Source organism: Peribacillus muralis, assembly GCF_001439925.1.
GTDB lineage: Bacteria > Bacillota > Bacilli > Bacillales > DSM-1321 > Peribacillus > Peribacillus muralis.
Genome location: NZ_LMBV01000009.1, coordinates 71,763 through 97,478, shown reverse-complemented (window position 1 = coordinate 97,478; position 25,716 = coordinate 71,763). Strand labels below are relative to the sequence as shown.

General features: G+C 42.5%; 24 protein-coding genes and 1 riboswitch. Of the genes, 10 read left to right on the top strand and 14 right to left on the bottom strand.

Annotated features, from left to right (window positions below; genetic code table 11):
* Positions 1 to 284: 284 nt before the first annotated feature.
* A complete protein-coding gene (queF, locus tag ASU00_RS13365) occupies positions 285 to 782 on the bottom strand; it encodes a preQ(1) synthase (RefSeq protein WP_057913971.1) in 498 nt (165 codons plus the stop codon).
* A gap of 305 nt (positions 783 to 1,087) precedes the next feature.
* On the opposite strand from queF, the gene ASU00_RS13360 reads away from it, so the two are divergent.
* From ASU00_RS13360 to qoxD, 6 genes are all read left to right on the top strand, one after another.
* Positions 1,088 to 1,924, top strand: coding sequence for an EamA family transporter (locus ASU00_RS13360; RefSeq protein WP_057913970.1), 837 nt, complete (start codon positions 1,088 to 1,090; stop codon positions 1,922 to 1,924).
* 252 nt (positions 1,925 to 2,176) lie between these two features.
* On the top strand, positions 2,177 to 2,311 hold the full coding sequence (locus ASU00_RS25020; protein ID WP_152983755.1) for a BA3454 family stress response protein: 135 nt from the start codon (positions 2,177 to 2,179) through the stop codon (positions 2,309 to 2,311).
* A gap of 475 nt (positions 2,312 to 2,786) precedes the next feature.
* Positions 2,787 to 3,698, top strand: coding sequence for a cytochrome aa3 quinol oxidase subunit II (qoxA, locus tag ASU00_RS13355; RefSeq protein ID WP_057913969.1), 912 nt, complete (start codon positions 2,787 to 2,789; stop codon positions 3,696 to 3,698).
* A 57-nt stretch (positions 3,699 to 3,755) separates the two neighbouring features.
* Complete coding sequence (qoxB, locus tag ASU00_RS13350) at positions 3,756 to 5,705, top strand: cytochrome aa3 quinol oxidase subunit I (protein WP_057913968.1); 1,950 nt, start codon at positions 3,756 to 3,758, stop codon at positions 5,703 to 5,705.
* On the top strand, positions 5,702 to 6,298 hold the full coding sequence (gene qoxC, locus ASU00_RS13345) for a cytochrome aa3 quinol oxidase subunit III (RefSeq protein ID WP_057913967.1): 597 nt from the start codon (positions 5,702 to 5,704) through the stop codon (positions 6,296 to 6,298). Before qoxB ends, qoxC begins: the two co-directional genes overlap by 4 nt.
* 7 nt (positions 6,299 to 6,305) lie before the next feature.
* Complete coding sequence (gene qoxD, locus ASU00_RS13340; RefSeq protein WP_057914023.1) at positions 6,306 to 6,590, top strand: cytochrome aa3 quinol oxidase subunit IV; 285 nt, start codon at positions 6,306 to 6,308, stop codon at positions 6,588 to 6,590.
* A gap of 25 nt (positions 6,591 to 6,615) precedes the next feature.
* Here qoxD and ASU00_RS13335 read toward each other — a convergent pair whose 3' ends face one another.
* From ASU00_RS13335 to ASU00_RS13325, 3 genes are all read right to left on the bottom strand, one after another.
* Complete coding sequence (locus ASU00_RS13335; protein ID WP_057913966.1) at positions 6,616 to 6,921, bottom strand: hypothetical protein; 306 nt, start codon at positions 6,919 to 6,921, stop codon at positions 6,616 to 6,618.
* Between the two features lie 270 nt (positions 6,922 to 7,191).
* Positions 7,192 to 8,409, bottom strand: coding sequence for a S1C family serine protease (locus ASU00_RS13330; protein ID WP_057913965.1), 1,218 nt, complete (start codon positions 8,407 to 8,409; stop codon positions 7,192 to 7,194).
* A 182-nt stretch (positions 8,410 to 8,591) separates the two neighbouring features.
* Positions 8,592 to 9,305, bottom strand: a complete 714-nt coding sequence (locus ASU00_RS13325) for a hypothetical protein (RefSeq protein ID WP_057913964.1) — start codon at positions 9,303 to 9,305, stop codon at positions 8,592 to 8,594.
* A gap of 145 nt (positions 9,306 to 9,450) precedes the next feature.
* On the opposite strand from ASU00_RS13325, the gene ASU00_RS13320 reads away from it, so the two are divergent.
* A complete protein-coding gene (locus tag ASU00_RS13320) occupies positions 9,451 to 9,807 on the top strand; it encodes a hypothetical protein (protein WP_057913963.1) in 357 nt (118 codons plus the stop codon).
* Positions 9,808 to 10,097: 290 nt separating this feature from the next.
* On the opposite strand, the gene ASU00_RS13315 is transcribed toward ASU00_RS13320, so the two are convergent.
* The 5 genes from ASU00_RS13315 to ASU00_RS25775 form a co-directional block, all read right to left on the bottom strand.
* Positions 10,098 to 11,099 carry an ABC transporter permease gene (locus ASU00_RS13315; RefSeq protein WP_057913962.1) on the bottom strand — a complete coding sequence of 334 codons (1,002 nt, stop codon included), beginning with the start codon at positions 11,097 to 11,099 and terminating at the stop codon, positions 10,098 to 10,100.
* A 1-nt stretch (position 11,100) separates the two neighbouring features.
* Positions 11,101 to 12,603 carry a sugar ABC transporter ATP-binding protein gene (locus ASU00_RS13310; RefSeq protein WP_057914022.1) on the bottom strand — a complete coding sequence of 501 codons (1,503 nt, stop codon included), beginning with the start codon at positions 12,601 to 12,603 and terminating at the stop codon, positions 11,101 to 11,103.
* Positions 12,604 to 12,656: 53 nt separating this feature from the next.
* The gene (locus ASU00_RS13305; RefSeq protein ID WP_057913961.1) at positions 12,657 to 13,769 is read right to left on the bottom strand and encodes a sugar ABC transporter substrate-binding protein; all 1,113 of its coding nucleotides are present in this window, start codon (positions 13,767 to 13,769) and stop codon (positions 12,657 to 12,659) included.
* 117 nt (positions 13,770 to 13,886) lie between these two features.
* Positions 13,887 to 13,992: riboswitch (SAM riboswitch) on the bottom strand.
* Positions 13,993 to 14,087: 95 nt separating this feature from the next.
* Positions 14,088 to 16,829 (bottom strand): GTPase domain-containing protein, encoded by a 2,742-nt coding sequence (locus ASU00_RS13300; protein WP_057913960.1) that lies wholly within the window; start codon positions 16,827 to 16,829, stop codon positions 14,088 to 14,090.
* A gap of 391 nt (positions 16,830 to 17,220) precedes the next feature.
* Positions 17,221 to 17,394, bottom strand: coding sequence for a hypothetical protein (locus tag ASU00_RS25775; protein WP_169792912.1), 174 nt, complete (start codon positions 17,392 to 17,394; stop codon positions 17,221 to 17,223).
* Positions 17,395 to 17,649: 255 nt separating this feature from the next.
* Between ASU00_RS25775 and ASU00_RS13295 the strand changes: the two genes are divergently transcribed.
* From ASU00_RS13295 to rluF, 3 genes are all read left to right on the top strand, one after another.
* On the top strand, positions 17,650 to 18,582 hold the full coding sequence (locus tag ASU00_RS13295) for an aldo/keto reductase (RefSeq protein ID WP_057913959.1): 933 nt from the start codon (positions 17,650 to 17,652) through the stop codon (positions 18,580 to 18,582).
* 108 nt (positions 18,583 to 18,690) lie between these two features.
* The gene (locus tag ASU00_RS13290; protein ID WP_057913958.1) at positions 18,691 to 19,587 is read left to right on the top strand and encodes a DMT family transporter; all 897 of its coding nucleotides are present in this window, start codon (positions 18,691 to 18,693) and stop codon (positions 19,585 to 19,587) included.
* A gap of 94 nt (positions 19,588 to 19,681) precedes the next feature.
* The gene (gene rluF, locus ASU00_RS13285) at positions 19,682 to 20,389 is read left to right on the top strand and encodes a 23S rRNA pseudouridine(2604) synthase RluF (RefSeq protein WP_057913957.1); all 708 of its coding nucleotides are present in this window, start codon (positions 19,682 to 19,684) and stop codon (positions 20,387 to 20,389) included.
* 254 nt (positions 20,390 to 20,643) lie between these two features.
* Here the strand turns inward: rluF and ASU00_RS13280 are convergent, their stop codons facing one another.
* The 5 genes from ASU00_RS13280 to ASU00_RS13260 all read right to left on the bottom strand — a co-directional run bounded on the left by ASU00_RS13280 (position 20,644) and on the right by ASU00_RS13260 (position 25,701).
* Complete coding sequence (locus ASU00_RS13280) at positions 20,644 to 21,612, bottom strand: sugar phosphate isomerase/epimerase family protein (RefSeq protein WP_057913956.1); 969 nt, start codon at positions 21,610 to 21,612, stop codon at positions 20,644 to 20,646.
* Between the two features lie 23 nt (positions 21,613 to 21,635).
* Complete coding sequence (locus ASU00_RS13275) at positions 21,636 to 22,676, bottom strand: Gfo/Idh/MocA family protein (protein WP_057913955.1); 1,041 nt, start codon at positions 22,674 to 22,676, stop codon at positions 21,636 to 21,638.
* Positions 22,677 to 22,693: 17 nt separating this feature from the next.
* Complete coding sequence (locus ASU00_RS13270; RefSeq protein ID WP_057913954.1) at positions 22,694 to 23,716, bottom strand: Gfo/Idh/MocA family protein; 1,023 nt, start codon at positions 23,714 to 23,716, stop codon at positions 22,694 to 22,696.
* 13 nt (positions 23,717 to 23,729) lie between these two features.
* Positions 23,730 to 24,458: a ThuA domain-containing protein gene (locus ASU00_RS13265; protein ID WP_057913953.1), complete on the bottom strand. Its 729-nt coding sequence runs from the start codon at positions 24,456 to 24,458 to the stop codon at positions 23,730 to 23,732.
* Between the two features lie 199 nt (positions 24,459 to 24,657).
* Positions 24,658 to 25,701, bottom strand: a complete 1,044-nt coding sequence (locus tag ASU00_RS13260) for a LacI family DNA-binding transcriptional regulator (protein ID WP_057913952.1) — start codon at positions 25,699 to 25,701, stop codon at positions 24,658 to 24,660.
* Positions 25,702 to 25,716: the final 15 nt, after the last annotated feature.

The window sequence follows — 25,716 nt, the reverse complement described above, 5'->3', positions numbered from 1 at the left end:
ACTATTTTAAAAGGTTGCCTCTACCACTGGATTATGGGCAGACTTACATAATTAAAGAACGCTTAATTATAAGGGTTTCTAAGGCTTCATCTATTGATTAATTCTTGAATTCACTTCCAAGATCCGTGTGAAATAACTTGATCTTGAAGCGGTATGAAAAGATGCGATTAGCGGGTTTTCGTATATACAAATAAAGAACATGCAATTTAAAGGGGGACTAAGAAAAGCAAAAGGGCTTCGAAAGGAAAAGCCTTCGAAACCCTTTTGTCTGCGTTTATTAAACTTTAGCGATTATCGACGTTTTCAGGGTACAAGTCATGGTTCATCAAGCGGTAATCGGCCATTTCCTCGTACTTCGTCCCAGGTTTCCCGTAGTTCGTGTATGGATCGATGGAAATGCCGCCTCTAGGTGTGAACTTGCCCCACACTTCAATATATTTCGGATCCATCAATTCAATTAGATCGTTCATGATGATGTTCATGCAATCTTCATGGAAATCACCGTGGTTACGGAATGAGAATAAATACAGCTTCAAGGACTTGCTTTCGACCATCTTCACGCTTGGAATATAGCTGATGTATATGGAAGCAAAGTCTGGTTGTCCGGTTATTGGACATAAGCTAGTGAACTCGGGGCAATTGAATTTGACAAAATAATCCCGGTTAGGGTGCTTGTTATCGAACGACTCGAGAATTTCTGGTGCGTAGTCGAATGTATATGTTGTTCCTTGGTTCCCGAGCAATGTAATTTCCTTTAATTCCTCTTCTTTTCTTCCAGACATAAAAAGTCCTCCTCTTCCTCGCTTGTCGGGGAGATTCATAATTTGGGCCTCTATATAACAAAAACCATATCTCTAAAAAGATATGGTTGATTCGCAGAAAATAGCAAAGCCATAGTTTTTTTAAGAGGGTGATGCTATGAACCTCTCACGTTATCGGGAATATATATTTTAGAATAGTCATAGTAAATATAGAAAAAAATATTCAATCTGTCAATCCAACTCTTGTAAATTGAGTTTGATTCCTGCCTTTATTACGCTTAAAATGGAAATGCAGTTCATCCTAGTAGAAGGAAGAGATTATACAAATGTGGATTTTTGCAGCACTCATCACCAGCTTATGTTTCGGCATCAATAACAGCATTTTTAAATGGAGCAGCGGAAAAGGTTACTCCAAGATACAAATCCAATTTTTCTTTTATTTTACGGCCTTCATCATGGCACTATTGTATGGTGGAATTGTAGCTGGTTTGACAGTTAATTGGCTATCCATCTTGCTTGGTGCCGCAATCGGGATCCTTAATGCAAACGGGAATATCCAGATGGGCATTGCATTTGAAAAGGGTCCGGCAAGTTTGACATCACCGCTGATTGCAGCGAATGCCATATTCCCGATCCTGTGTGCTGCAATAATTTTTCATGAGCATATTTCTACGTTGCAGTGGGCCGGGATCGCCTGCATGCTCCTTGCTACCCTTGTCATACAGTACACCCCTAACGCCAAGGGCAATCATCAGTATTTGCCTTGGATGATGCATACATTATTTGCAATATTCTCATTTGGTGTGCTTGGAATCTTAATGACAACGACCACACGCCTGCATCTGAACTCACTTGACATCCTTGTATCGATGTATGGCGGTGGAACACTTTATTTGATGGCGGCATTGAGCATCAAAAAGGAAAAGCTAAAATTCAACGAAGTGAAAATCGGTTCCCTCGTAGGCTTATTGAGCATCATCGCCTATGTTTGTTACTTTTTCGCTTTAAATACCGGGATTGCCAGCATCATATTCCCCGTAGTGAGCCTGAACTGTTTAATCGTCGTTTTCGCTGGTTGTTACTTATTCAAGGAAAAGCTAAAGCCGTATCAAATTGCTGGTGTTTTAGCAGCCTTAATCGGAATTATCTTAACTAAAATATAAAGAAACGGCCTTGCTGCCAAAACAAAGCAAGGCCGTTTCTTTTTGATTTTTAATACTTAAATTTCACGTTTAATGCCGAAACCCTCATAAAAGGATTGACATTTTTCACTAAATATCTGATAATTAAGAATATTAAGTTATCATCCTCGTTACACTCGAAATGTTTGAAAAACCCACTCCCTTGGGTATGAATAAAACGTACAACCATCCTATTTAACTAAACATTCATGAATAAGAAAGGAACGATGATTGATGGTAAGTGTTACAGTGAAAGTCGATTATAAAGGGAAATCCTATCAAACGAACGTCCTCACAGATCCTAATGCAAATCAGGAACAGATTTTACAACAAGCGCTTCATCAAGTGCAGAAGCAATGGAGTGAATAATAAGAAGCAGGCATCGTTTTTAGATACCTGCTTTTTTTGTTGCCTTTAGGCTAAATTTACCAAATTATATGATCCGTGATTCTTTCTCATTTTATATATTAAAAAACAAATTAACCCCTTATAACCCTCATCTTAATGAATACCTTCAAAAGCAATATTATTCTAATGTAATTTTTTTGAATTTTTACCAATTCACGAACGGTTTTTTTGAGAACATATTTCAAATAAAAACAGCCTCAAATTCAGATAAACTAATACCCTATTATACTTCTTTTCTTATTATATATCCAACTAATAAGCTCATATCCCATTCTTTCACTATCTCTTCATGAACTTTTTGTGACATATGTCACTTTTGATTGTTTTTTTCCATATATGATACTAATATAGAGACGTCAGTTTGTGAACAATGTAACACTCACTCTGAATAACTTGTTATTTAGAATTTCCAATAAAGAAAGAAAGGGGTATCTATATGAAAATGAAATGGGCTTTATTAACTATAATTTTTTCCATCGCCACTGTACTAACTGGTTGCGACAACCCATTAGCTGTATTGGATCCAAAAGGACCTGTAGCAGCAAACCAAGCTAATGTGATCATGATTTCAATTTGGACGATGTTAATTATTGTCTTAGTCGTTGTCATTCTCTATGCAATTATGTTATTTAAATATCGCGCTTCCAAATCAAGCGATGACTATGTACCACCTCACGTGGAAGGAAGTCACGTTCTCGAAGCGATCTGGACAATTATCCCGATCCTTATCGTCATATTCCTTTCCGTTGTCAGTGTTCGCTCGACATATGAAGTTGAGGCTACACCAAAAGGATATGAAGATCAAGAACCATTAATCATTTATGCTGCATCTTCAAACTGGAAGTGGCATTTCAGTTATCCTGAAGAAGATATTGAAACAGTAAACTACTTGTTCATACCAACAAACCGACCAATCGAATTTAAGCTTTATTCTTACGGACCAATCTCAAGCTTCTGGATTCCGCAACTAGGTGGGCAAAAATATGCGATGAGTGACATGGTGAACACTTTACACTTATTAGCGGATACACCTGGTGATTATATGGGAAGAAACGCCAACTTCAGTGGTTCAGGTTTCGCTGAGCATACTTTCAATGTCAAGGCATTGCCTGAAGAAGAATACACGAAGTGGGTTGATGAAATTCACGGTACCGCTAAGAAATTGACGGAAAGTGAATTTGATGAACTATTGGAACCAGGTCATGTTGGACAATACACATTTAACGGAACACATCTTGACTTCAAACCTGCTCCTGAACATAATCATGGTGCTTCAGGCCAAGGTGAATCCAAACATTCAGAACATGAAGATTCAAAAGATGAAGCAGAAACAGAGCACCAACATTAAGACTTGACATTACAAACGGTTATATAGAATGACTTTTCGAAAGGAGTCACAAAGAGTATGGATTACTTTGATAGATTTGCCGTACCACACAGCTCCCCTATGATTGTCGGTTCACAGATCGCAATCGCGGTTACAGTCCTTGCGATACTAGTAGGCGTAACCTATTTTAAAAAGTGGGGCTACCTATGGCGCGAGTGGTTCACAACAGTTGACCATAAACGTATTGGTATCATGTACATTCTCGCTGCACTACTTATGCTTTTCCGTGGTGGTGCCGATGCACTATTGATGCGTGCCCAAACAGCAATACCTGATAATGGGTTGTTGGATGGTCAGCATTACAATGAAATTTTCACAACACACGGGGTCGTTATGATCCTGTTCATGGCCATGCCATTCATCATCGGTTTGATGAATATCGTCACTCCTTTACAAATTGGAGCACGTGACGTAGCTTTCCCTCGTTTGAACGCAGTTTCTTTCTGGTTGTTCTTCTGGGGAGCCATGCTATTCAACATCTCGTTCGTAGTCGGGGGTTCTCCTGATGCAGGTTGGACAGCTTACTTCCCGTTAGCGAGTGTCGAATTCAGTGAATCCGTTGGGATGAACTATTACGCGATTGCAATCCAAATCGCAGGTATCGGTACATTAATGACTGGTATCAACTTTATCGTAACAATTTTGAAAATGAGAGCACCTGGTATGACATTGATGAAAATGCCGATGTTCACATGGTCAATCCTTATCACGAACCTTATCATCGTTTTCGCTTTCCCTGTTTTGACAGTGGCATTGGCGTTAATGACAATGGATCGTATGTTTGGAACTAACTTCTTTACAATGGCTAACGGCGGATCTGATATGCTCTGGGCTAACTTGTTCTGGATCTGGGGACACCCTGAGGTTTATATCGTTATCTTGCCTGCCTTCGGTATATACAGTGAGATCATTTCTACTTTTGCACGTCGTAACCTTTATGGTTATAAATCAATGGTTGTCTCTATGGTTGCCATTTCCGTTCTATCATTCGTTGTATGGGCTCACCATTTCTTCACGATGGGTCACGGTGCAATGGTTAACGGTATCTTCTCGGTTACAACGATGGCGATTGCCGTTCCGACGGGAATTAAAATCTTTAACTGGCTGTTCACGCTTTGGAGAGGGAAAATCGAATTCACCGTTCCAATGCTTTACTCATTAGCTTTCATTCCGATCTTCACGATCGGTGGGGTAACGGGAGTCATGCTTGCAATGGCAAGTGCCGATTACCAATATCACAACACCATGTTCTTGGTGGCGCATTTCCACTACGTATTGATTCCGGGTACTGTATTCTCCGTACTTGCTGGGTTTACGTACTGGTGGCCAAAAATCTTCAACTTCCAATTGAGCGAAAGAATTGGGAAATGGGCTTTCTGGTTCATCGTAGTCGGATTTAACGTAACATTCTTCCCTATGTTCATCACAGGTTTGGATGGTCAAGCACGTCGTATGTACACATATTCGGAATCAACGGGATATGGTCCACTGAACATGCTTTCATTCGTCGGTGCACTTGGTTTATTGCTCGGTTTCGCCTTCCTTGTGTACAACATTTACTGGAGCACTCGTTATGCGCCAAGAAATGTTTCAAGCGATCCTTGGAATGCACGTTCATTGGAATGGGCTACTCACAGTCCAGTTCCGGAATACAACTTCGCTATCGTACCTGAAGTTGATTCTTCACAAGCATTCTGGGATTCAAAAAATAATGGTCCAGCATTGTTCAAAGGCAAGTACAAAGAAATTCATATGCCAAATAACAGCGGCGTTCCATTCATACTGGGTATCATCTTCTTCGTATGGGGGTTTGCAATGGTATTCAGCATGTGGATCTTCGCAATCATTGCAACGCTTGGAATCTTTGCTTGCATGGCCCATCGTTCATTCGAAAAAGATCACGGTCATCACATCACTGTTGAAGAGATAGAAGAAACAGAAAAAAAATTGCGAGGTGCTAACGCATGAAAATAGATAACTCGCTGCCACTTGAATATAGTACAGAAGAAAATCGACTAAAGATTTTAGGTTTCTGGATTTTCCTTGGAGCTGAAATCGCGCTTTTCGCAACACTGTTTGCAACGTACTTCACACTAGTTGACAGGACCGCCAATGGTCCTGTTGGTGGAGATATCTTCGAGGTTACACCAGTTCTAATTGAAACGATCCTGCTATTGACTAGTAGTTTCACCATCGGTCTTGGAATTAATGCAATGCGCCACGGCAGCAAGAATGCAATGATGATTTTCTTCATCATCACCCTTGCTCTTGGGGCAGGATTCCTTGGAACTGAGATCTACGAGTTCAAGCACTATGTTCATATCGGTGCAGGACTGCAAGTAAGTGCGTTCACATCCATCTTGCTAACATTGCTTGGAACGCATGGAGCTCACGTAACGCTCGGTTTATTCTGGGGAACATTCATCGTACTTCAAGTCAAGAAGCGCGGTTTGACACCGGAAACTACCAACAAAGCGTTCATCTACTCTCTATACTGGCATTTCCTAGACGTTGTTTGGATCTTCATCTTCAGCTTCGTCTATCTGAAAGGAATGATGTAATATGAATATGAAACAGCTATTCCCACGTGGACATGTTATGGGATTCATATTCTCCATGGTTCTTACAGCCGTTGCTCTTGGTGTAGTTGTATATGAACTTTCTTTTAAAACCGGGATGATCGTCCTTTTAGTGACAGCATTCATGCAAGCCGGCGTTCAGCTGGTCATGTTCATGCATGCTGGTGAATCCGAGGATAAGAAAGCCATCTACACAAACGTTTACTACGCTCTATTCATTGCTTTGGTTACCATATTCGGTACACTGCTTACAATGATTTGGGGCTATCAATAATAGTTTAAAAAAAGAAAGAAGGGTGTCATACTGACACCCTTCTTCTTTTTGTTTTCGCTTTTGTTTTTATTTTGATGATTTTGGTCGTCTCCGGTTCAACTCTTGCACCCTTATGTGTATTCATCACCATTTCTTCTGTCAGGACAAAAAATATACCAACTAGGAAAATGGCAGCTGCACTTAATGTGATGGCCATACCAACAGCGGTCAGTATATAATCTTTATTGTAATCGCTTACAAAAAAACTTAAACAAAAAATAAAAATTCCGATTACACAACCTGTGCCCGATATCCATCTCACTGCATCCAACATCTTCTGATTAGCTTCCATAATTTCATCCCCTTTCTTTCTATTTTATGACAATTCACAAATTTGTCAAATCTTTTCTAATTTTCAACATATAAACAATACAAACTCTTGACAAATAGACGAAGCCACTACTTGCCTTTAGGCATTCATGACTAGATGGGAGTTTCAGCAAAACAGGATAAATACCCTATCAATATTCCCGTTATCTTCCTCTTCTATTCAATCTATTAGGTTGGCTAAACTATTCAATAGAGGCCCCCTGAATGGTTCTTCAGGGGGCCTCAGCTCGTACTATGATTTTTGCAGCGTGATCGTTACCGTTTTCTCTTTCATGCCCCGATACACCTTGATTTTTACTTTTTCGCCGATTTTTTTATCATTGTATAAGTATTTCCTTAATTCTGCTGCCGTACTGATTTTCGTTCCGTCGATCTCCATGATAATATCCTGTTGCTTAAGTCCGCCCTTCTCGGCAGCTGATCCAGCTTCTATGCTCGTGATCATTACACCTGTTTTGGCAGCCTCTGGTACATTTTGAAGGTAATACTGAGGTAGCTCTTCGATACTGGCCAAGCTTACTCCCAAGTATGGACGGGTGATTTTTCCGGTGTCAATCAGTTCCGTTACGATCGGGATCACATCATTGCTTGGTATGGCGAATCCCAAGCCCTCCACGCCACTTTCGGATATCTTCAAACTGTTTATCCCGATAACCTCGCCAGCCGTATTGATCAATGCCCCACCGCTATTCCCGGGATTTATTGCGGCATCTGTTTGAATTACATCAAGTGCCCAAGCCCCATCCGATGTATCGACGGAAATGGAGCGCCCAGTCGCACTGACGATTCCCTGTGTAACCGAACGGGAAAAATCAAGGCCAAGTGGATTCCCGATGGCCAGCACCTCTTCACCTGGGCGCATGCTCTCCGAATTTCCAAACTTAATTCCATCCGGCGCCTTTGAAGCATCGATTGTCAAAACCGCTAAATCGGTCAATGCATCGGCTCCTACAACAACAGCTTTCGCCTTCTGTCCATCGTATAAGGAAATTTCTACTTCCTTGGCCCCTTCGATTACATGATTGTTCGTAATGATATAGGCCTTTCCATTTTCTTTTTTATAAATGACCCCTGACCCGGTTCCGGTCTCAACCTTTTCATTCTCCGTACTTTGCTGTTGGAATGGGTTTTGGTTCTGTGTTTCCTGTAAATTCACCACCCCTACAATCGATTTCGATGCAGACTCAACCATATTTGCCCGATCTTTTGAATCAGTGCTAGTCGACAACTTTTGCGGTGTGACCCCTCCATCCTTTTGCACGCTTGCCGTTTGAGCTGAATCATCCACTGAATTTTTTCCTTGATCGACGAAATCCCCACCAAACATAAATACAGAAGATGTAACCACGGAAGCAATCATGCCGGAAACAAGACTAGTCATCCAAAGCGATTTACCCTTTTTCCCATCTTGCTTCATCCGGACTTGCTCATTACTTTTATAATCCTCCATCTTAATTCCTCCTATGATTTTCCTTTGATTGGTTCCATCATAAAGGGCGATTATTAAAAAATTCTTAAGAAATTATAGGCTAGCGCAGTTTTTTCTAAAAAACTTGAAGATTCTTCACGTTTTATAGCGACGGCTGCAAAATAAAAAGGCCACATCAGCGGCCCTTTTTATTTTGCAGCCATTCATTTCTCCTTCATGACTTCATATACCTCCTTTGTCTCCGTATTCACACCATACCAGCCCCATGTCGCTCTGTGACCACTTCCCTTACTTCCTTGATCGCTTTCAAAAACTTGGAAAATAAAATCTCCCTTATTATCCTTATGAGTATATTTTATTTGTAAATGGGAGAAATTTTCCATGTCCACGTAATCTCTCACTAGCTTCTCCGCTTGAAGCTTACTCAACGTATTTACCTCACTTTCTTCTTTGTCTTCCTCCGGTTCAGCCGGCTGATCTTGGGCTTGTGGTTCATTTCTTCCTTGCAAGTCCGTTGTCGGCTCAGCAGCCCCTTCGGCTTCGCTCCCTTCACTTAGTTCTATGCTGGTGGTTCGCAATAAGGAAATCATGTCCTTTCCCTTTAAAACCAATTGTTTTCCTTCATCGGATTTTGCCTTATAGGATGATGCCAATTTAAATTCTACCTGGGCCGACTTAAAATCCTGTTCATCATATTTCTTCATTCCATTTGCAAGAAAGCCAGAAAGATCTCTTAACTCCTTCGCTTTTGTTGTTTGGGCTTCTTTATAGGCTGATTCAAATGCCTCGTGGGCTTCTAAGTAATTTTCCTCATGTAACTGGTCTTTTCCCAAATCCATATTCGAATCGAAATTTCTTGTTATGCAGCCTGAAGCAATCCAGGCCATCAAGACTATCATCACGAATGATTTCTTCACTGTATCACTCCCCATTTTTATTAATCTATAGACGATTGATCAGGATGAATTTTCTTTAATTTTTTTCGGAAATGTTCACTTTTATGATTAACTTTTACAAATAGTGGTACATCATAGATAAACGCTTGAAAGGATGATGAGCACAATGATGCAAGAAAGACAAACCTATCACGTCGATTTGGTCAGCGGCGATGTACTCGGACAAAAACTTGAAGAAAATCCAAGCTTCACGATACACGCAACAGATGAGGAACTGGCGGAATTGAAGCAATGCTTAGAGGAGCAACATAAAGATGATTCGGAAACATATGCACGTTCACATGTTCCCTATCTCCTCTATCATCATGACCGGGCAAATGATAAATACGATGCAGCCATGAAAAAACTTTATGCCATCATTTATCGATTAGGTGATGAAAATGCCCGCAATCATATAGAGGACATCGGCATATTGAAGGATAATAAATTCGAGGGCGATCAGGAAGTGCGAAATTTCAAATAGTACCATTGACAGAACCTGAAGTATAATCGGTTCTGTTTTTTTTATGACATGACACCCTTCTGCTTTCTTACCCTTCACATGCTTTAAAGGAAGGGGTCTTCTGGCGGGAAATGATGAAAATCCTTTAAGTTACCGCCTGATTTTATACCAACTTGACCATCAACCATTTTACAAGCAAACATACTATCATATATATCACACCAATTACCTTATATGGAAGTAATAGTTACTAACAAAGCCCCCTTGCTCGGGATGGCAAGGGGGCTTTACTATGACGTCTTGGATTACTTTTATTGTTTTTGTTTATAATAGGTAACTGCAAGCGCAAGGGCCAGCACTGTTCCTTTGACGATATCCATCGCATAATACGGGACGGACATCATGATCAGCCCATTTTGAAGGATTCCGATCAGGACCGCTCCAACAAAGGTTCCGAAAGCATTCGGCTTTCCAACCCCCAATACGGAGGAACCAATGAAGGCTGCTGCAACGGCATCCATTAAATACGGTGACCCTGAATTGATTTCGGACGTCATCACTCGTGAAGCCAGGACTATCCCTCCGATGGCGGCGAATAGCGCGGAAAGGAGATAGGCCAGCACCTTATATTTATTGACCGATATGCCGGAAAGTCTCGCCGCTTCCTTATTTCCCCCAATAATGTACATATAACGACCGTGCTTCGTATACGTCAAAAAAATATGCGTCGCCAACACTATGACTGCCATGATCAAGATAATCCATGGTACTTGGCCTACTTTGGCGAAAAGCGGGCTGATCGGTCCTGTTGCAAATGTCCCATCAGGCATGACCATATTTTGCGAAACCGTCGCTCCTTTTGTATAGGTTAGGGCAATGCCCTGAATAATGAACATCGTAGCCAAGGTCATCAGCATGTCGGGAATTCTCAATTTAACGATCATGAATGAATTCAAGGCCCCTACGACAAGTGAGGCGCCGATTGCAGCCAATATGGCAATCAGAGTATCCTGTGAAAACCAGACAAACATCGAAATGACGATTGCATTGGCCAATGAAGCGACAGAGCCGACTGATAGGTCGAATCCATCCACCGTTAAAGATATCGTTATGCCGATTGCAATGATGGTCACGATAGAAATCGAGCGCAGGATGTTAATCAGGTTGTTAGTTTGAATGAAAGATGGGTTGGATGCGGCAAAGACCCCAATCAAAAGGATAATCGTCAATATCGTGCCGTATTTATAGAAAAACTCGAACAACTCCACCTTTCGCTTTTTTGCGTCAGCTGTAACAGGAACGATTGTGCTCATCCTATTTTCCTCCTGTTGAATAGAATAATAGTTCTTCTTCATTGGTTTTGTTTGTTTGTAGTTCGATGACCGTTCTTCCATCGTATAACACGTATGTCCGATTGGTTATGCCCATGATTTCGGAAAGCTCGGAGGATGCATATATGATCGCTTTCCCATTGCTGGCAAGCTTCGCAATCAAGTCGAATATATCCTTCTTGGCACCAACATCGACACCTTTTGTCGGTTCATCGAATATGTATACATCCGCATCGGCTATCAGCCATTTCCCTATGGCGACCTTTTGCTGATTGCCGCCTGAAAGGTTTTCCACTTTTGCTTCACCCGAGGAGGTCTTGATGCCGAGACTCGCGATCATCTCATTCGCTGCTTCCTTTTCCGCGTTACGATCCACGAAACTGAAGGTCTTGCAGAACTTGCCGATACTAGCTGAAGTCAAGTTCGCCGTGACTGACTCCTGAATAAGGACTCCTTCTTTCCTGCGTTCCTCCGGTACCAGTGCCAAACCGCTTTTTACCGCATCATGCGGTGATTTCAAGGAAAGGCTTCTCCCATTCAGGATGACTTCGCCAGCACGTTTCGAAGTATGACCAAAAAGGACTTTACACAGCTCCGTTTTCCCAGCCCCGACCAAGCCTGCCAAGCCAATTACCTCTCCTGATTTCAAATGCAGACTGACATCCTTAATCTTCCCTGCATCTGTTAATCCCTTCACTTCCAGAACGACGTCACCAAATGCTGCATTCACTTCAGGGAACTGTTCATCCATCGTTTTTCCAAGCATGAGCTCAACCACTTCATTCTGGGTGATTTCACCCATTTTTCGATAAGTGACTCGCTCACCATTCCTCATGACCGTAATTTCCTCACAAATCTCAAAAATTTCAGGGAGACGGTGGGAGATGAAAATAATTCCCACGCCCTTTAGCTTTAATTCATTTACAATCCGAAAAAGTTCTGTCGTCTCCGTATGGCTTAACGGAGCAGTCGGTTCATCAAGAATCAATAATTTGCATTGAGTCGAAACGGCCCTTGCTATTAAAACCATCTGCTTTTGGGCCAAGGTGAGGTCCTTAACCAGTTTTTTCGAAGAAACCTCAATGTTCATATCTTTAAGAATAGTGTTGGCTGCATTGTGAAGATCTTTCCAATTTACTAGTTGTTTCTTCCCCATATTTTGGACCATTTCATTTAACATTACATTTTCACCTACGGTTAAATAAGGGATGAGTGCCGTATCCACTTCCTGATGCACGATTTGGATACCGTGATCCTGCGCCTCCTTAGGTGAACGGATTTCCCGCTTCGTTCCATCCAAGTAGATGTCACCTGTATAATGAACATGTGCCCCTGATAAAACTTTCATTAACGTCGATTTCCCAGCTCCGTTTGCACCGACCAATGCATGTGCTGTCCCTGAGCGTACCGAAAAATCCACTTCGCTAAGCGCCTTTACCCCGGGAAATTCAATCGATATTTTCTTCATTTCCAGTTGTGTACCCATGGCCATCCCCCCCAACCTGAACGGCCCCCTCATGAGAACGAGGGTGCCTCTTTTTACTTTTTGTAATGAGCCTTCAAGACTTTCATCCAGTCTTCTTCAAACTCGCTGGATTTGCCCCATCCATCGACAATGCCTGATAGGTTCGTCATGTTTACTGCTTCTTTTGAAGACTGGACTTGCTTCTGTGAAATAAGTGAAGCCTCTAAATCATATGTTTGCGGCGTTTCCTCGCCCGCTAATTTTTTGGCCAATATCCTCATATTCACTGCACCGATCAATTTGGGATCGACTGCGGCCGTGTAGGACCATGAACTATCAGCTGAGTGGATTTCCTGTAGATCTGCATTGGATACATCAATTCCGTATATCTTTACTTCATCCCGGCCAGCTTCTTTAATCGCGCGGGCTGCTCCAATCGCGAAGGCATCCCATGTTGCGAAAATGGCATCCAATTTACCTTTAGGATATTTATTCAGCATTGCGGCTACTGCATTTTGTGTCTGAACGGATGTATCGGCAGATGCCACCCCAAACCTTTCGACTTCTTTTATACCAGGGTTTTCTTTTAATTTTTCCTGATAGACGGCATTTCTTCTCACCATCGGGGGAAAACCATCCACCCACAGATAAGCGATTGCCGCTTTACCTTTCTGTTCTTCTATCAACTTATCCAAAGCAAGTGTTGCCAACGCCTCATCATCCTGTGAAGTCAATGTCACACCGTCTATCTTGGATAGATCTCCTATTGAATCGAAGGTGACAACGCTTTTTCCTGCATCAACCAGCTTCTGAACGTCATTGACTGTCGCTGCATCATCCCCATGGGAGATGATATAGCCGTCATAATCCTGCTGCATAGCCTGGGCTATCGCATCATGGAACTTGGCCGTATCACCGTTGGCAGTGTATGTATCCACTTGTAGCCCGAGCGATTCTCCTTCTTCCTTCGCTCCAGCCAGGTACTGGGCCGTATGATCGTCTCCGCCAATTTTACGGATCACTTTAATCTTCGCTCCCTGCCCATCGGCAAATCTTTCAGGAACATTTTCAAACGATACCTTTTCTTCTTTTTTCGATTCCGTGGAACTCTGTCCTGCAGAGCACCCGGTTAAAAGCAACGCCGAGGCGATAGCTGTAATGAATGCAGCTTTAATAGATTTTCTCATCCTGTTTTCCCCCTTAATATTTAATTATTCTTATCTGTTAAGTTGGTGTAAATCGTAAAATAAAAAACCTCTCTAGTAATAGAGAGGTTTAATCAGCTGTTTTGCAGACTTGTCCCTCTCTTATCTGTCAAAACATTTCTGTTTTGCAGGATTTAGCACCAATTCCTAATGGAACGGTTGCTGGGCATCTTAGGGCCAGTCCCTCCGCCACTCTTGATAAGAGATATATTGTGTTACGTTTTCGTAATTAACACTTTATCGGGATATAGTCGTAAAGTCAATAGATTTTTGAAAATTTGAAATGTTCATCATGACTATTTATTTTCTTTGCAGTTGGGCCAGGCGCTTTTTCTCTATTTTCTCAAGCCTTTCCAACTGTCTTAATTTCACTTCGAACAGCGTGATAGGATCTCGGTAAACTTCCGGATTTTCCTTCATATGCTCTAGTGCCGCTTGGTAGTCTTTAATTTCCGTCTGCGTTTGCTCTATCGTTTTTTGCAGTAAGGCAAACGAACTGCGATAGAAAAGTGAGATGTCCCGATCCAAGGATTTTTCAAACAATCCGAATTGGGTCAGGAAACGTTCCGTGATCATCTCCGCTACATCCAGGTAATCTTCACTCTCCAAGTATTTCTTATAACGATTGTACATATTGGCTTTATTTTGCGGTATCGCCCCAAACAGCTTTCCTGCTCCTTTAAGCAGCAGCTGCGAAGGTGTCCTGCGCAATAAGATATTGACGTTTTCGATGCGGATGCTGCTAGTCATCCGGTCCGCATCACGGCGCCAGTCATCCAATACCCGGAAGTCCCCGGCAAGCATGATCCGTTCTTCTTTGTATAATTCATTGAAACCTGAACTCATCTCATCCATAAACTGCTGGCTTTGTGAGAATTCCATTTGGGAGCTAGCAATCCAGTCTTGAAGAGAACGGTAATATTGCGGCATGATCTTATCAGAAATGAAATCTTGAATCCGGTCATTCATTTCCTGGTTTAACACGATATGAACCTGACTGAAATCACTGCTTTCCGTTAATGATTTAGAACAATCCCTCAGTAATTCGGGAATTTTAGAAAACAGCTGATTTTTCACTTCATCTTTAAGCGAACGGTACGCCCTTACGATATTTTCACTTTTTTCTTTTTCTAAATCCGCCAGCTGGTTGACCGCACCGTTCAGCTTGACCTCCATCTGTTCATTCCAAGAGATGGAATGCTCGCATTTCCGCTCGTTGGCTGCCCGTTTTTCCAACAGATAAGTTAATGTTTTGCGAATGAACACAAGGATTTTTTCAGATCTTCTCTCCATCCAATTGCCATCTTGATAATTCGCCTGAAGGAATGCTGAAAGGTCCTTCAACTGCTGCTTGTTATCATATAGCTTGGAGAAAGCAAATACTTTCGCATTCGGGAAGTACGCATTCACTTTATCCCACGTTTCGTCTTCCATCCTTACTGCCACTTGATCGCTGTATATCGTATCCATCTTATTCAATAAGAAATGGATTGGCTGCTTCGGAGCTAGCTTTTGAATCTCCAATAACAGATCTCGTTCACTGCCAGTAAAAGGAGCCCGGGCGTCAAGGACGAACAACAGGCCATCACTTCCATGCAAATAACTTTGGAAATCCGATTCCACGCTTTTTTCGCCATTGAATCCCGGTGTATCCATTAGCCGCAGACGATTATTCTTCAGATAGTCACTAATAAGGGTAACATCGATAATAGTCCCACGCTGGCGGCGAGTTTCATCCAACTCCGTCAATTCCAAAACAGCCTTGCGCTCTGCATCGGTGATTTCGAGGATTTCCAAATCATCTCCGTCTTTAACACTGACCAATGACGAATGATCTTCGGCGGCAATACTCTCGCCGACGATGGACTGGATGAAGGATGTTTTGCCATTGCCTGCACTCCCAACTAGCAGAAGATTGAAGTTCCCGGTTTCTTTAAGCCCCTCGACCATCCACTTCAGCTTATTGCCTACCTTTAAATCGTTCTCTTCAGCCCACTGGATTATCGCATTGAAAAGTTTTTCACCCGCTTCGAGCCCGCCTCCCATTTTAGGAGACTTCGCCAGCAGACTTTCGGCATCCTGGATGACCAATGCGTTGATGGTATCTGGAAAAATTTCATTCCACGACAACGCGGAAGCCGCTGCAAATAAAGAAAGCTCCCCATCTGCGATCTTCAGCCAGTTTTCCAGCAGCCTTGGCACGACAGGACTCAGATCCTTAATCAAATGTGTTCCTTCCAAAAGACCTGCATACGCATCCCGGTAATGGATGGTAAGCTCATCCCATACGTCACCTTGACTTAATTCAATCGAATCTATCAAGCTATTTATCACTTTTAGCCAATCGAAATAAGAATCGGTATATTTATAATTTTTCCAAAGGGTAACCGTCATCTTTTCAAAACGATCCTGGTCGAGCACATATAGCGAACCTAGTACCGTTGAAAAATAATCCGGAGCCATCGATTGAGCAACACCCTGCTGGATATATGTTTTCAGCACATCAAACCAGCCCATGGATTGCGTACGGATACTTTCATCCGACGCCAGCACCACCGCACTGTTCCAGTCCTTTTGTTCTTCAAAGAAGGCACGTGCGATTTCCGTAACATTCGGGTAATCTGGTTGAAACTCAACGGCTTCCTTCACGACTTTAGACGCCAAATCGTTTCTTGATTCCACTATGTAAAGGGAAAACAATTGCAAAAGAACTTCCGTTTTCAATACCGCTTCATCCGTATCGACGGATTTATAGATATCTTCTGCCGTTGAATACATTTCCAGTTCAAAATATGCATCAGCGATATTCTTCTTCGCCCACGAGCCTAGTTCTCCTTCTATGTTTTCCCATTTAAAAATGGCTGCTTCATAGTCATGGTGCTGAAAGTACACTTCACCTTGTGCATACCGGATTGCGGTTAAATCCGCTCTTTCCTTTTTTTGTTCCACGAGAAACATTTCACCCAACGCTTGAATTGGATGCTTCGATGCATCCTCGATCATCGTTTCATAATATTTTTTTTCGATTAGACGTTCGTCCATCTTTATTCCCCCGATATATTTCATATTTTCAATTAAAGGATGAACACTGATTTGCTTAAGCCTTCCTGAAGCTTCCCGAGCAAAGAGGTCTATACATTCCTTTAGTTAAGAAAATTATTGTTAAAACCTTAAAATATTATTTTAACAAAACAATATGGTAACAAGATGTCACCACTCTTACAATTTTAAAACAGAAGCCAACGGAATTGTAATGATTTTAACAAACAGTTATCAAGAGATCATTTCCATATTCGAGAGTAAATGTTTTATTTGGAATTCCTTCTCCAGCCCCTTACTCCTCCTTATACGAAAAAAGCAGCACCTTTTCATCATGAAAGGTCACTGCTCTTTAATAAGCTCCGAACAGTCGTTGTCCCTTGACGAATTAGGATTATACCCCTGTACGCTTACGTTGGTTATTCGGCTTTTTAGTCAATTGGCTTTTAAGCTGTTTCGTTTTCTTCACTACGCCGGTTTCCAGTTTATCTTTACTTGAACCTGCTTGCTTTTGAGCCAGTTTTTGTTTGACCGCATCCGCCAGGCTTAACTTTTTATTATCAGACATTGTGTTATCTCCTTTAGTGTTCTGCCTTCTATTATAATATAGTTGCGGTTAGAAAGATAATAGGGAGTTATTCCGGTTCCTTTATCCCTGAATAAATGAAATTTCGCCAACTGGTGACTATTTTCCTGCTCATCAGGGCAAAAAGTGAGGCGACTATTGTTTTTATCGTTTATTTTTATCGCGCTTCATATTGCTTTATTTTGGAAATTCCCATCTACTTTTTGTTATGATGAGTGAAAGGAGATGATAATCAGTATGTCAAAGCAAATCCGTATTGGCAAAACAGACTTATACGTTAATCCGATCGGCCTTGGCACGAATGCCATTGGCGGACATAACCTATTCCCCAATTTAAGCGAGGATACTGGAAGAGTTGTCTTAAGAACGGCACTTGAAGAGGGAATTAACTTTTGGGACACAGCTTTCATTTACGGGCCTGAGCGATCAGAGGAACTTATCGGAGAAATTCTGAAAGACACAGGCAAACGTGAAAACGTAGTCCTTGCCACTAAAGGAGCTCATAAATTCATCGATGGCAAAGTCGTCCTTGATAATTCTCCCGACTTCCTGAAAAGTGCCGTCGAATCGAGCTTAAAAAGGCTTCAAACCGATTATATTGACTTATTCTACATTCATTTCCCTGATGAAGATACACCAAAGGATGAAGCTGTAGGTGCCTTGAAGGAATTGAGGGATGCAGGGAAAATCAAGGCAATCGGCGTTTCCAACTTTTCGTTCGAGCAATTGATAGAAGCGAATAAGGACGGCTATGTCGATGTCCTGCAATCCGAGTACAACCTATTCAAACGGGAGGCAGAGCAAGACTTACTGCCATATACAGCCGAAAATAATATCTCTTTCATTCCCTATTTCCCTCTTGCTTCCGGTCTCCTTGGCGGCAAATATAATAAAGACTCGACATTCGAGGATGGACGGGCAAAAAGTCACCTGTTTCAAGGACAGGCCTTTGTAAGCAACCTGCAAAAAGTGGAAGAAGTCCGAGCGATCGCAAACAGGAAGAATGCCGATGTCGCCGATGTCGTCCTAGCTTGGTATTTAACGCGGCACTCGATCGATGTCCTCATTCCCGGAGCAAAAAAACCGGAACAGGTCACACGCAACTTAAAGGCATTGGAAGTCGAGCTTACTATGGATGAAATAGCCGAAATCAGCGCCATCTTCGCTTGAGACGCTTTTAACAGATAAGGAAGGGCTGCTCGGCTCAAGCTGGGCAGTTTTTTTCCATTCAAAGCTAGCCAAAAGCAATATTAATCAAATAAAAGAAGAGGCACACTGATGAAAACATCTACCACTACCTTATTTCTTATCTTGGCCAATTTATTTTGGGCAGGCAATTACGTTTTTGGTAAATACGTCGTATTGGAACTGCCCCCGATACAACTAACTTTCATGCGGTGGCTGATTGCCCTTTTCTTATTATTTCCTTTAGCACATTGGATTGAAAAGCCAAGCTGGAAGAGTGTATGGCAAGCCTGGAAACTACTATTAGTACTGGGACTGCTCGGTATCATCGGTTATAATTTTTTCCTTTATTGGGCGCTTACCTATACATCGTCCATGAACGCTGCCCTTGTCAATTCAATGAACCCTGCCTTAATCGCCCTTGTGTCCGCCTTGCTGTTAAAGGAGAAAATTTCATCCCATCATGCAATTGGACTTATCATATCCTTATGTGGCGTATTATTGGTCTTAACGAAGGGACACATCCTGGAGATCTTCCAGCTGCAGTTTAATAAAGGCGACCTTCTGATGCTCCTGGCAATTCTCGTTTGGACCTTATATTCAATAATCGCTAGAAAACTTAAAAACATCCCGGTCATTTCAGCCACTGCCGTCTCTGCATTTCTCGGGTTGGTTCTCGTCGCCCCATTTGCCGTTGGCTCTGGATTGAATATTCATTTAAGCGGGAGGGCCCTTGAAGGTCTATTATATATCGGGATTTTCCCATCCGTAGGCTCCTTCATTTTCTGGAATATATCGCTCCGTCATATCAAGGCCAGCCAGGCTGGAGTCTTTCTCAATCTGATTGCCGTCTTTACCGCCATTCTTAGCCTTATAGTAGGTCAATCGATCACCACCGTCCAAATCCTTGGCGGTCTTCTCGTCTTCATCGGTGTCTACTTGACAAGTAAAAAGAAAACGTCATCTCGCCCTGTTACGAAAACCATGTAATAAATACACGGAAATTCTCATCAACCCTTGTCTATCGAGCATGATTTACGTTATCCTTTAAAGAAGAAAATTCGAATGAAAAGGTGTGCTTTAGTTGAGGATCAATAAATATATTAGTGAATCAGGAATTACCTCGAGACGAGGCGCAGATAAATGGATAGCTGAAGGCCGGGTTACCATTAACGGAGTTTTAGCTGAGCTCGGCAGTCAAGCCCAACCAGGTGATGATGTTCGTGTAGACGGAAAACCGATAAAAGTGGAACAACAAAATGTCTACATTGCCTTGAACAAGCCGATTGGGATTACCAGTACGACGGAAAAACACATAAAAGGAAATATTGTGGATTTTGTCAATCACCCACTCCGCATTTTCCATATCGGACGGCTCGACAAAGACTCAAGTGGACTGATCCTGCTTACGAATGACGGAGATATCGTAAATGAAATCCTTCGCGCAGAAAACAAACATGAAAAAGAATACATCGTAACCGTCGATAAGCCTCTTACCGCATCATTCATTGAAGAAATGTCATCTGGCGTGGAGATTTTGGATACGAAAACACTTCCTTGTAAAGTTAAGCAATTGACCAAACATACCTTTAACATCACCCTGATGCAAGGACTGAACAGACAAATCCGCCGCATGTGCTCAGCATTAGGCTATGAAGTCCGTGATTTACACCGAATCAGAATCATGAACATCCATTTGGATGGCCTGGCACTCGGACAATGGCGTGACCTGACCGAGGATGAACGAATGGAACTGTTTTCGCAATTGGATTATACGCCTAGGCAAAGATAAAAAGCGGGATGCCCCCAAAATAGGAGGCATCTTTTATTTGCTTGAATGGTCTTATTTACCATGCAATATTCTCGCAATCTCTCGTGAATTCGTTCCTAACACATATTTTAGCGCGGTATCTACATAGTTTGATGCTTACTTTTGAGATCATGGTGAGTTTACCTCGCGAGTTTGGTCTTCGCACATCTTTTAGGCAATCATTCATTAAGACATAGATAAAAAGCAACCTGCTTGTGGTTGCTTGATATCGTGTATTATACCCACCATAAATCAGCGGGGCTTTCGTTGATGAGGACCGTTTTCAAATTGGTAACTGCGCGTTGGAATCCTTCTTCGATTGACATGAGCGGATCCTCGTGTTCGATGCTAACGACATAGTCGTATCCGTATGTACGGAGGGCGCTCATGATGTCGGACCACTCCTGCAGGCTGTGCCCGCATCCTACAGAGCGGAAGTTCCACGCACGGTCTTGGACTTTCCCGTATGGCTGCATGTCGGTTAATCCATACATATTTATATTATCCTGATCCAAGTATGTGTCTTTGGCGTGGAAGTGGTAGATGGCTCCCGCTTTGCCAAGAATCTTGATGGCCCCGACCGGATCGATCCCTTGCCACCAAAGATGGCTTGGGTCAAGGTTAGCACCGATTGCATCAGATGTAGCTTCGCGCAGTTTCAGCAAGGTATAAGGTGTGTGGACGAGAAAGCCACCATGCAGCTCAAGTCCGATTTTTATGTGATGTTCATCGGCAATGGCTGCAACTTTTTTCCAATAGGGAATCAGCTTTTCTTCCCACTGCCAATTCAGCACTTCTGTATACTCATTCGGCCAAGGTGCGACAGGCCAGTTTGGGTATTTTGCTCCTTCGTGATCACCAGCTGTACCAGAAAAGGTATTGACGACTGGGACGTTTAGTAAGGAAGCAAGCTTAATCGTTTTAATCAGTGTTTCGTCACTTTCTTTAGCGAATGATTCATCTGGTGAGATCGGGTTGCCATGGCAACTGAATGCACTGATTGACAATCCTCTTGATTCAACGGCTTCCAAATATTTTTGGCGTTTTTCTTCGCTTTCAAGCAGTTCATCAAGGGGACAGTGGACATTGCCTGGATACCCGCCTGTACCGATTTCGACTGTTTTCAAACCGGAATCTGCTACATAATCAAGCATATCCTCAAATGATTTTTGAGCAAATAATACCGTAAAAATTCCTAATTTCACAAGCTCCACCTCACCCTTTTTATTTAATTTATACTCATGACCTTCCCACTTGCAGAGCTTTGATAAATGGCTTCGATTATTTTCGAAACTTTCATGGCTTCCTCTGGTTTCACCAATGGTTCCGCCAGCCCTAAGCAGCTATTGATAAAGTTCTCCGCCTGTTGAAGATCTGGTGTATCCTCCCCTGGCATCCATACGGCCTCACTGTTTAAAAGCATGCCGTGCTTAGCCTGATTCAGGACTAATGGGAATACATCCAGTCCGCCTTGCGTTCCGGATAAACTCAAAACCGTTGCTTCTTCACGGATATTCGCGGCCCATGATGTTTCGAATAATAAAGATGCTCCATTGGCAAATTTGATATACGCCGTGGCATGATCATCGACTTCGAATACGGAGGCATCGAAATTGCCCCATAAATTGACCTGATCGACGCCTTTACTGACATAATTATATGTCGAGCCTACGATTTCAATCGGTTCTGGATCATCCATGAGCCATAAAGCCAAGTCAAGCAAATGGCAGCCGTAATCAATCACGCTTCCCCCGCCTTGCAGCTCCTTGCTCGTGAATACTCCCCAGCCAGGGACCTTGCGTCGTCTGATTGCCTGTACACGTGCTACATAGGGCTCTCCGATTTCCCCTGCCTGAATCATTTTCTTCGCGGCCTGTGCTTCCTTCATGAAACGGTAATGATACGCAGTCGATAGCACCTTACCCGATAGGTTGGCAGCCTCGGTTATTGCCTTACATTCCTCGGTCGTAATGGCCATTGGCTTTTCGCAGAGCACGTGTACCCCTGCTTGCAGGGCAGCAATCGAAATCTCCGCATGAAATTTGTTTGGCGTTGCAATCGTGACAGCATCGACCTCTGCAAACATTTCTTCATAATTGGTGAAAACCTTCTCGATATGATATTCGCGAGCGACATCTCTCGCCTTTGATTCATCAATATCGTGGATGGCGTATAATACTACTTTATCTTGAAATTTCTGAAAAGCAGGGATATGCCGTTTTTGGGCAATTCCTCCAGCACCGATAATACCCATTTTCAATTTATACATGATGATCGTTAACCCCTTTATAAGCGGATGATTTTTCGGGTTGCATTTGATTCCATCGCGCCAAGAATGACTTTTAAAGATTTCAATCCTTCAACACCTGAAATAAGAGGCTCCTCATTGTCCGCCACACATTTTACAAAGTGACTGATCACTTCCGAGTCATGCTGTCCTTCAGATTCATTGGTCTGGATACTTCCTATTTGGATGGTTTCCGTTTTTCCGTTATTGTGATGGATGATTAGTGAATATTTCGGATCGTCTTCAAGTCGCAAGACAGCTTTCTCCGCATAAATGACCGTCGCATTATCTTCCTTCGCATAAGACCAGCTGGCGGTAAGGGTACCAATGATACCGCTCTCCGTCCTGAGAATGCATGCCGCACCGTCATCTACGTCTGCATTTTCCTTTGCAGACGTTTCTACAAAGGCTCCCACTTCAACAAATTCTTCCCCAAGGATATACCTTAATAAATCAGCTTTATGAACACCTAAATCTCCCATCGCTCCAATGACAGCCTGATCCTTCTTGAAAAACCAGCTTTCTCGTCCGTCTATGCTCCATGTTTCTGGCCCGGAATGTCCAAAAGCAGTCCGGAAGCTATAGATTTTTCCTAACTCCCCGCTCTCAATAAGCTGTTTAGCCCTTTGATGTGAGGGAACGAATCGCTGATTATGCCCAATCATTAAGATTTTGCCGCTTTTCGCTGCGGCCTCATTCATTTTTTCCGCGTCCTCCAAAGAAGTAGCCATTGGTTTTTCACAAAGGACATGCTTACCTGCCTCCAATGCCGCAATGGTTATGCGTGCATGCAGGTAATTCGGTGTACATACACTGACTGCTTCAATCTCCTCATTTTTCAAAAGTTCTATATAATCAGTATATGCTCGCGCGCCATACCTTTGTGCTGCTGCATTCGCCCTGTCTGGCACAATATCACAAACGGCAATGATATCTGTTTCCTCATGTGCATCATACTCCGGGAAATGCCTGTTTTTTGCAATGCTTCCGCATCCAATGACTCCTACCTTCAATTTACCCATTACGCTCTCTCCCTCACTTCAACTCTTTGCCTAAGATGGTTTCCAACGGTTCGGCTTTGCCATAGTTCGTTACGATGCCAAGTTCCGGCTTGGCCCATTCAACGGCATTTTTAATAACGCGTTGTATCTCCGGATTATGGTATGTCGGATATGTTTCATGACCAGGACGGAAATAAAAAATCCTTCCTTTTCCACGTTGATACGTGCAACCGCTTCTAAATATCTCTCCGCCTTCAAACCAACTGACGAATAATAATTGATCTGGGGCTGGAATATCGAAGTGCTCCCCGTACATCTCTTCCTTTTCAAGCTCTATATATTCTCCAATCCCTTCAACGATCGGGTGACTGGGATCAACAATCCAGAGCCGTTCCTTTTCATCCGCGACCCGCCATTTCAAATCGCAAGTCGTGCCCATTAATTGTTTGAAGATTTTCGAGAAATGTCCGGAATGAAGGACAATGAGACCCATTCCCTCTAGCACTCGCTTGTGGACCCTTGCAACGATTTCATCTTGAACTTCTTCATGTGCGACATGCCCCCACCAAAGGAGGACATCGGTTCGTTTCAGTACTTCTTCGGTTAGCCCGTGCTCTTCTTCATCAAGGGTAGCGGTCATTACCTCAACTTCATCACTTTGTAAAAACCCGCCAATCGCTCCATGGATTCCATCTGGATATATTTCGGCGACCTCAGGCTTGGATTTCTCGTGGCGAAACTCATTCCATACTAGAACCCTCATGAACAATCTCCTCCCTTGTTTGCTTACCTACTACCTCATTATCGCGAACGCAAACGTTTGCGTTTCAATTGATCGATGCCAACTCCATATTTGAACATACTGATTTAAACAAAATAGTATGAATTATTAAAAATGATATTGATTATCTTTATTGTAAATTTAAGTTAATAAAAATCAAGCTTTTATTAGTAAAACATTTCTACATTTTTCTTTTTAATTCTTCTCCTACAGCAAAATGCGACTCTCGCTTAATGATTTTTGTAGGAATTCTAATGTTTTTTTCCATCATTTCGGGGTTTGCTATTAAATCGAATACACATTTTGCCGCCTCATACCCTAACTGATGCGTATGGATATCAACCGTTGTCAACGGCGTGCTTAAGAATTCAATGAATTCAGAGTGATTGAAGCAGACAACACTGATTTGCTGAGGTACTTTCATATTCTTTTCGGCTAACACCCCGAGCAGCAGAACACCCAATAAAAGATCCATGACCAAAAAAGCGGTCGGCGCTTCTTTTAATCCCAACAAATCGTCAATTGCCTTTAGTCCATCCGTTCGATTCAAAGGGATCAATTTGATATATTCCTGGGGTACATCCAACCCGGCCGCATCCATCGCTTGCTGGTATCCCATCAAACGGTCGGAAATCACCTCAAACTCCGGACTGCCTCCTAAAAAGGCGATCCGCTTATGTCCAAGACCTATCACAAATTCAGAAACTTCCATTGCCGCTTGAACATTATCGTTATCAATGAAGGTGATGCCACTCAAGTTCGTACTTGGCTTACCGATCAAAACAAACGGAAATCCCTGCTTTATTAAATATGGGACCACTTTATCGTCCTTCTTCGAATATAAAACAATCATGCCATCCACTCTTCTGCCTTGGACCATCTTCACGACATCCTCAAAAATGGCATCCTCCGTTTCACCGGTTGTCAAGGAAAGACTGTAGCCTTCTTTATTGCAGAAATCCCCGATTCCACGGATTACCTCCGGGAAGAAAGGATTGTACAGTGATTCCCTTGCTGAGCTTTTCATGACGATGCCAATGGCCTTTGTCGACTTCGTAACTAAGTTCCGGGCGTTTTCATTCATATGATAGCCCATTTCCTTTAAAACCTTGCGTACCTTACGCTTTGTCTTTTCACTGATTGTCGGGCTGTTATGGATTACACGCGATACAGTTGATGGAGCGACATTCGCTTTTTTGGCGACGTCCTTTATTGTTACAGACATCTTCATCACCACTCC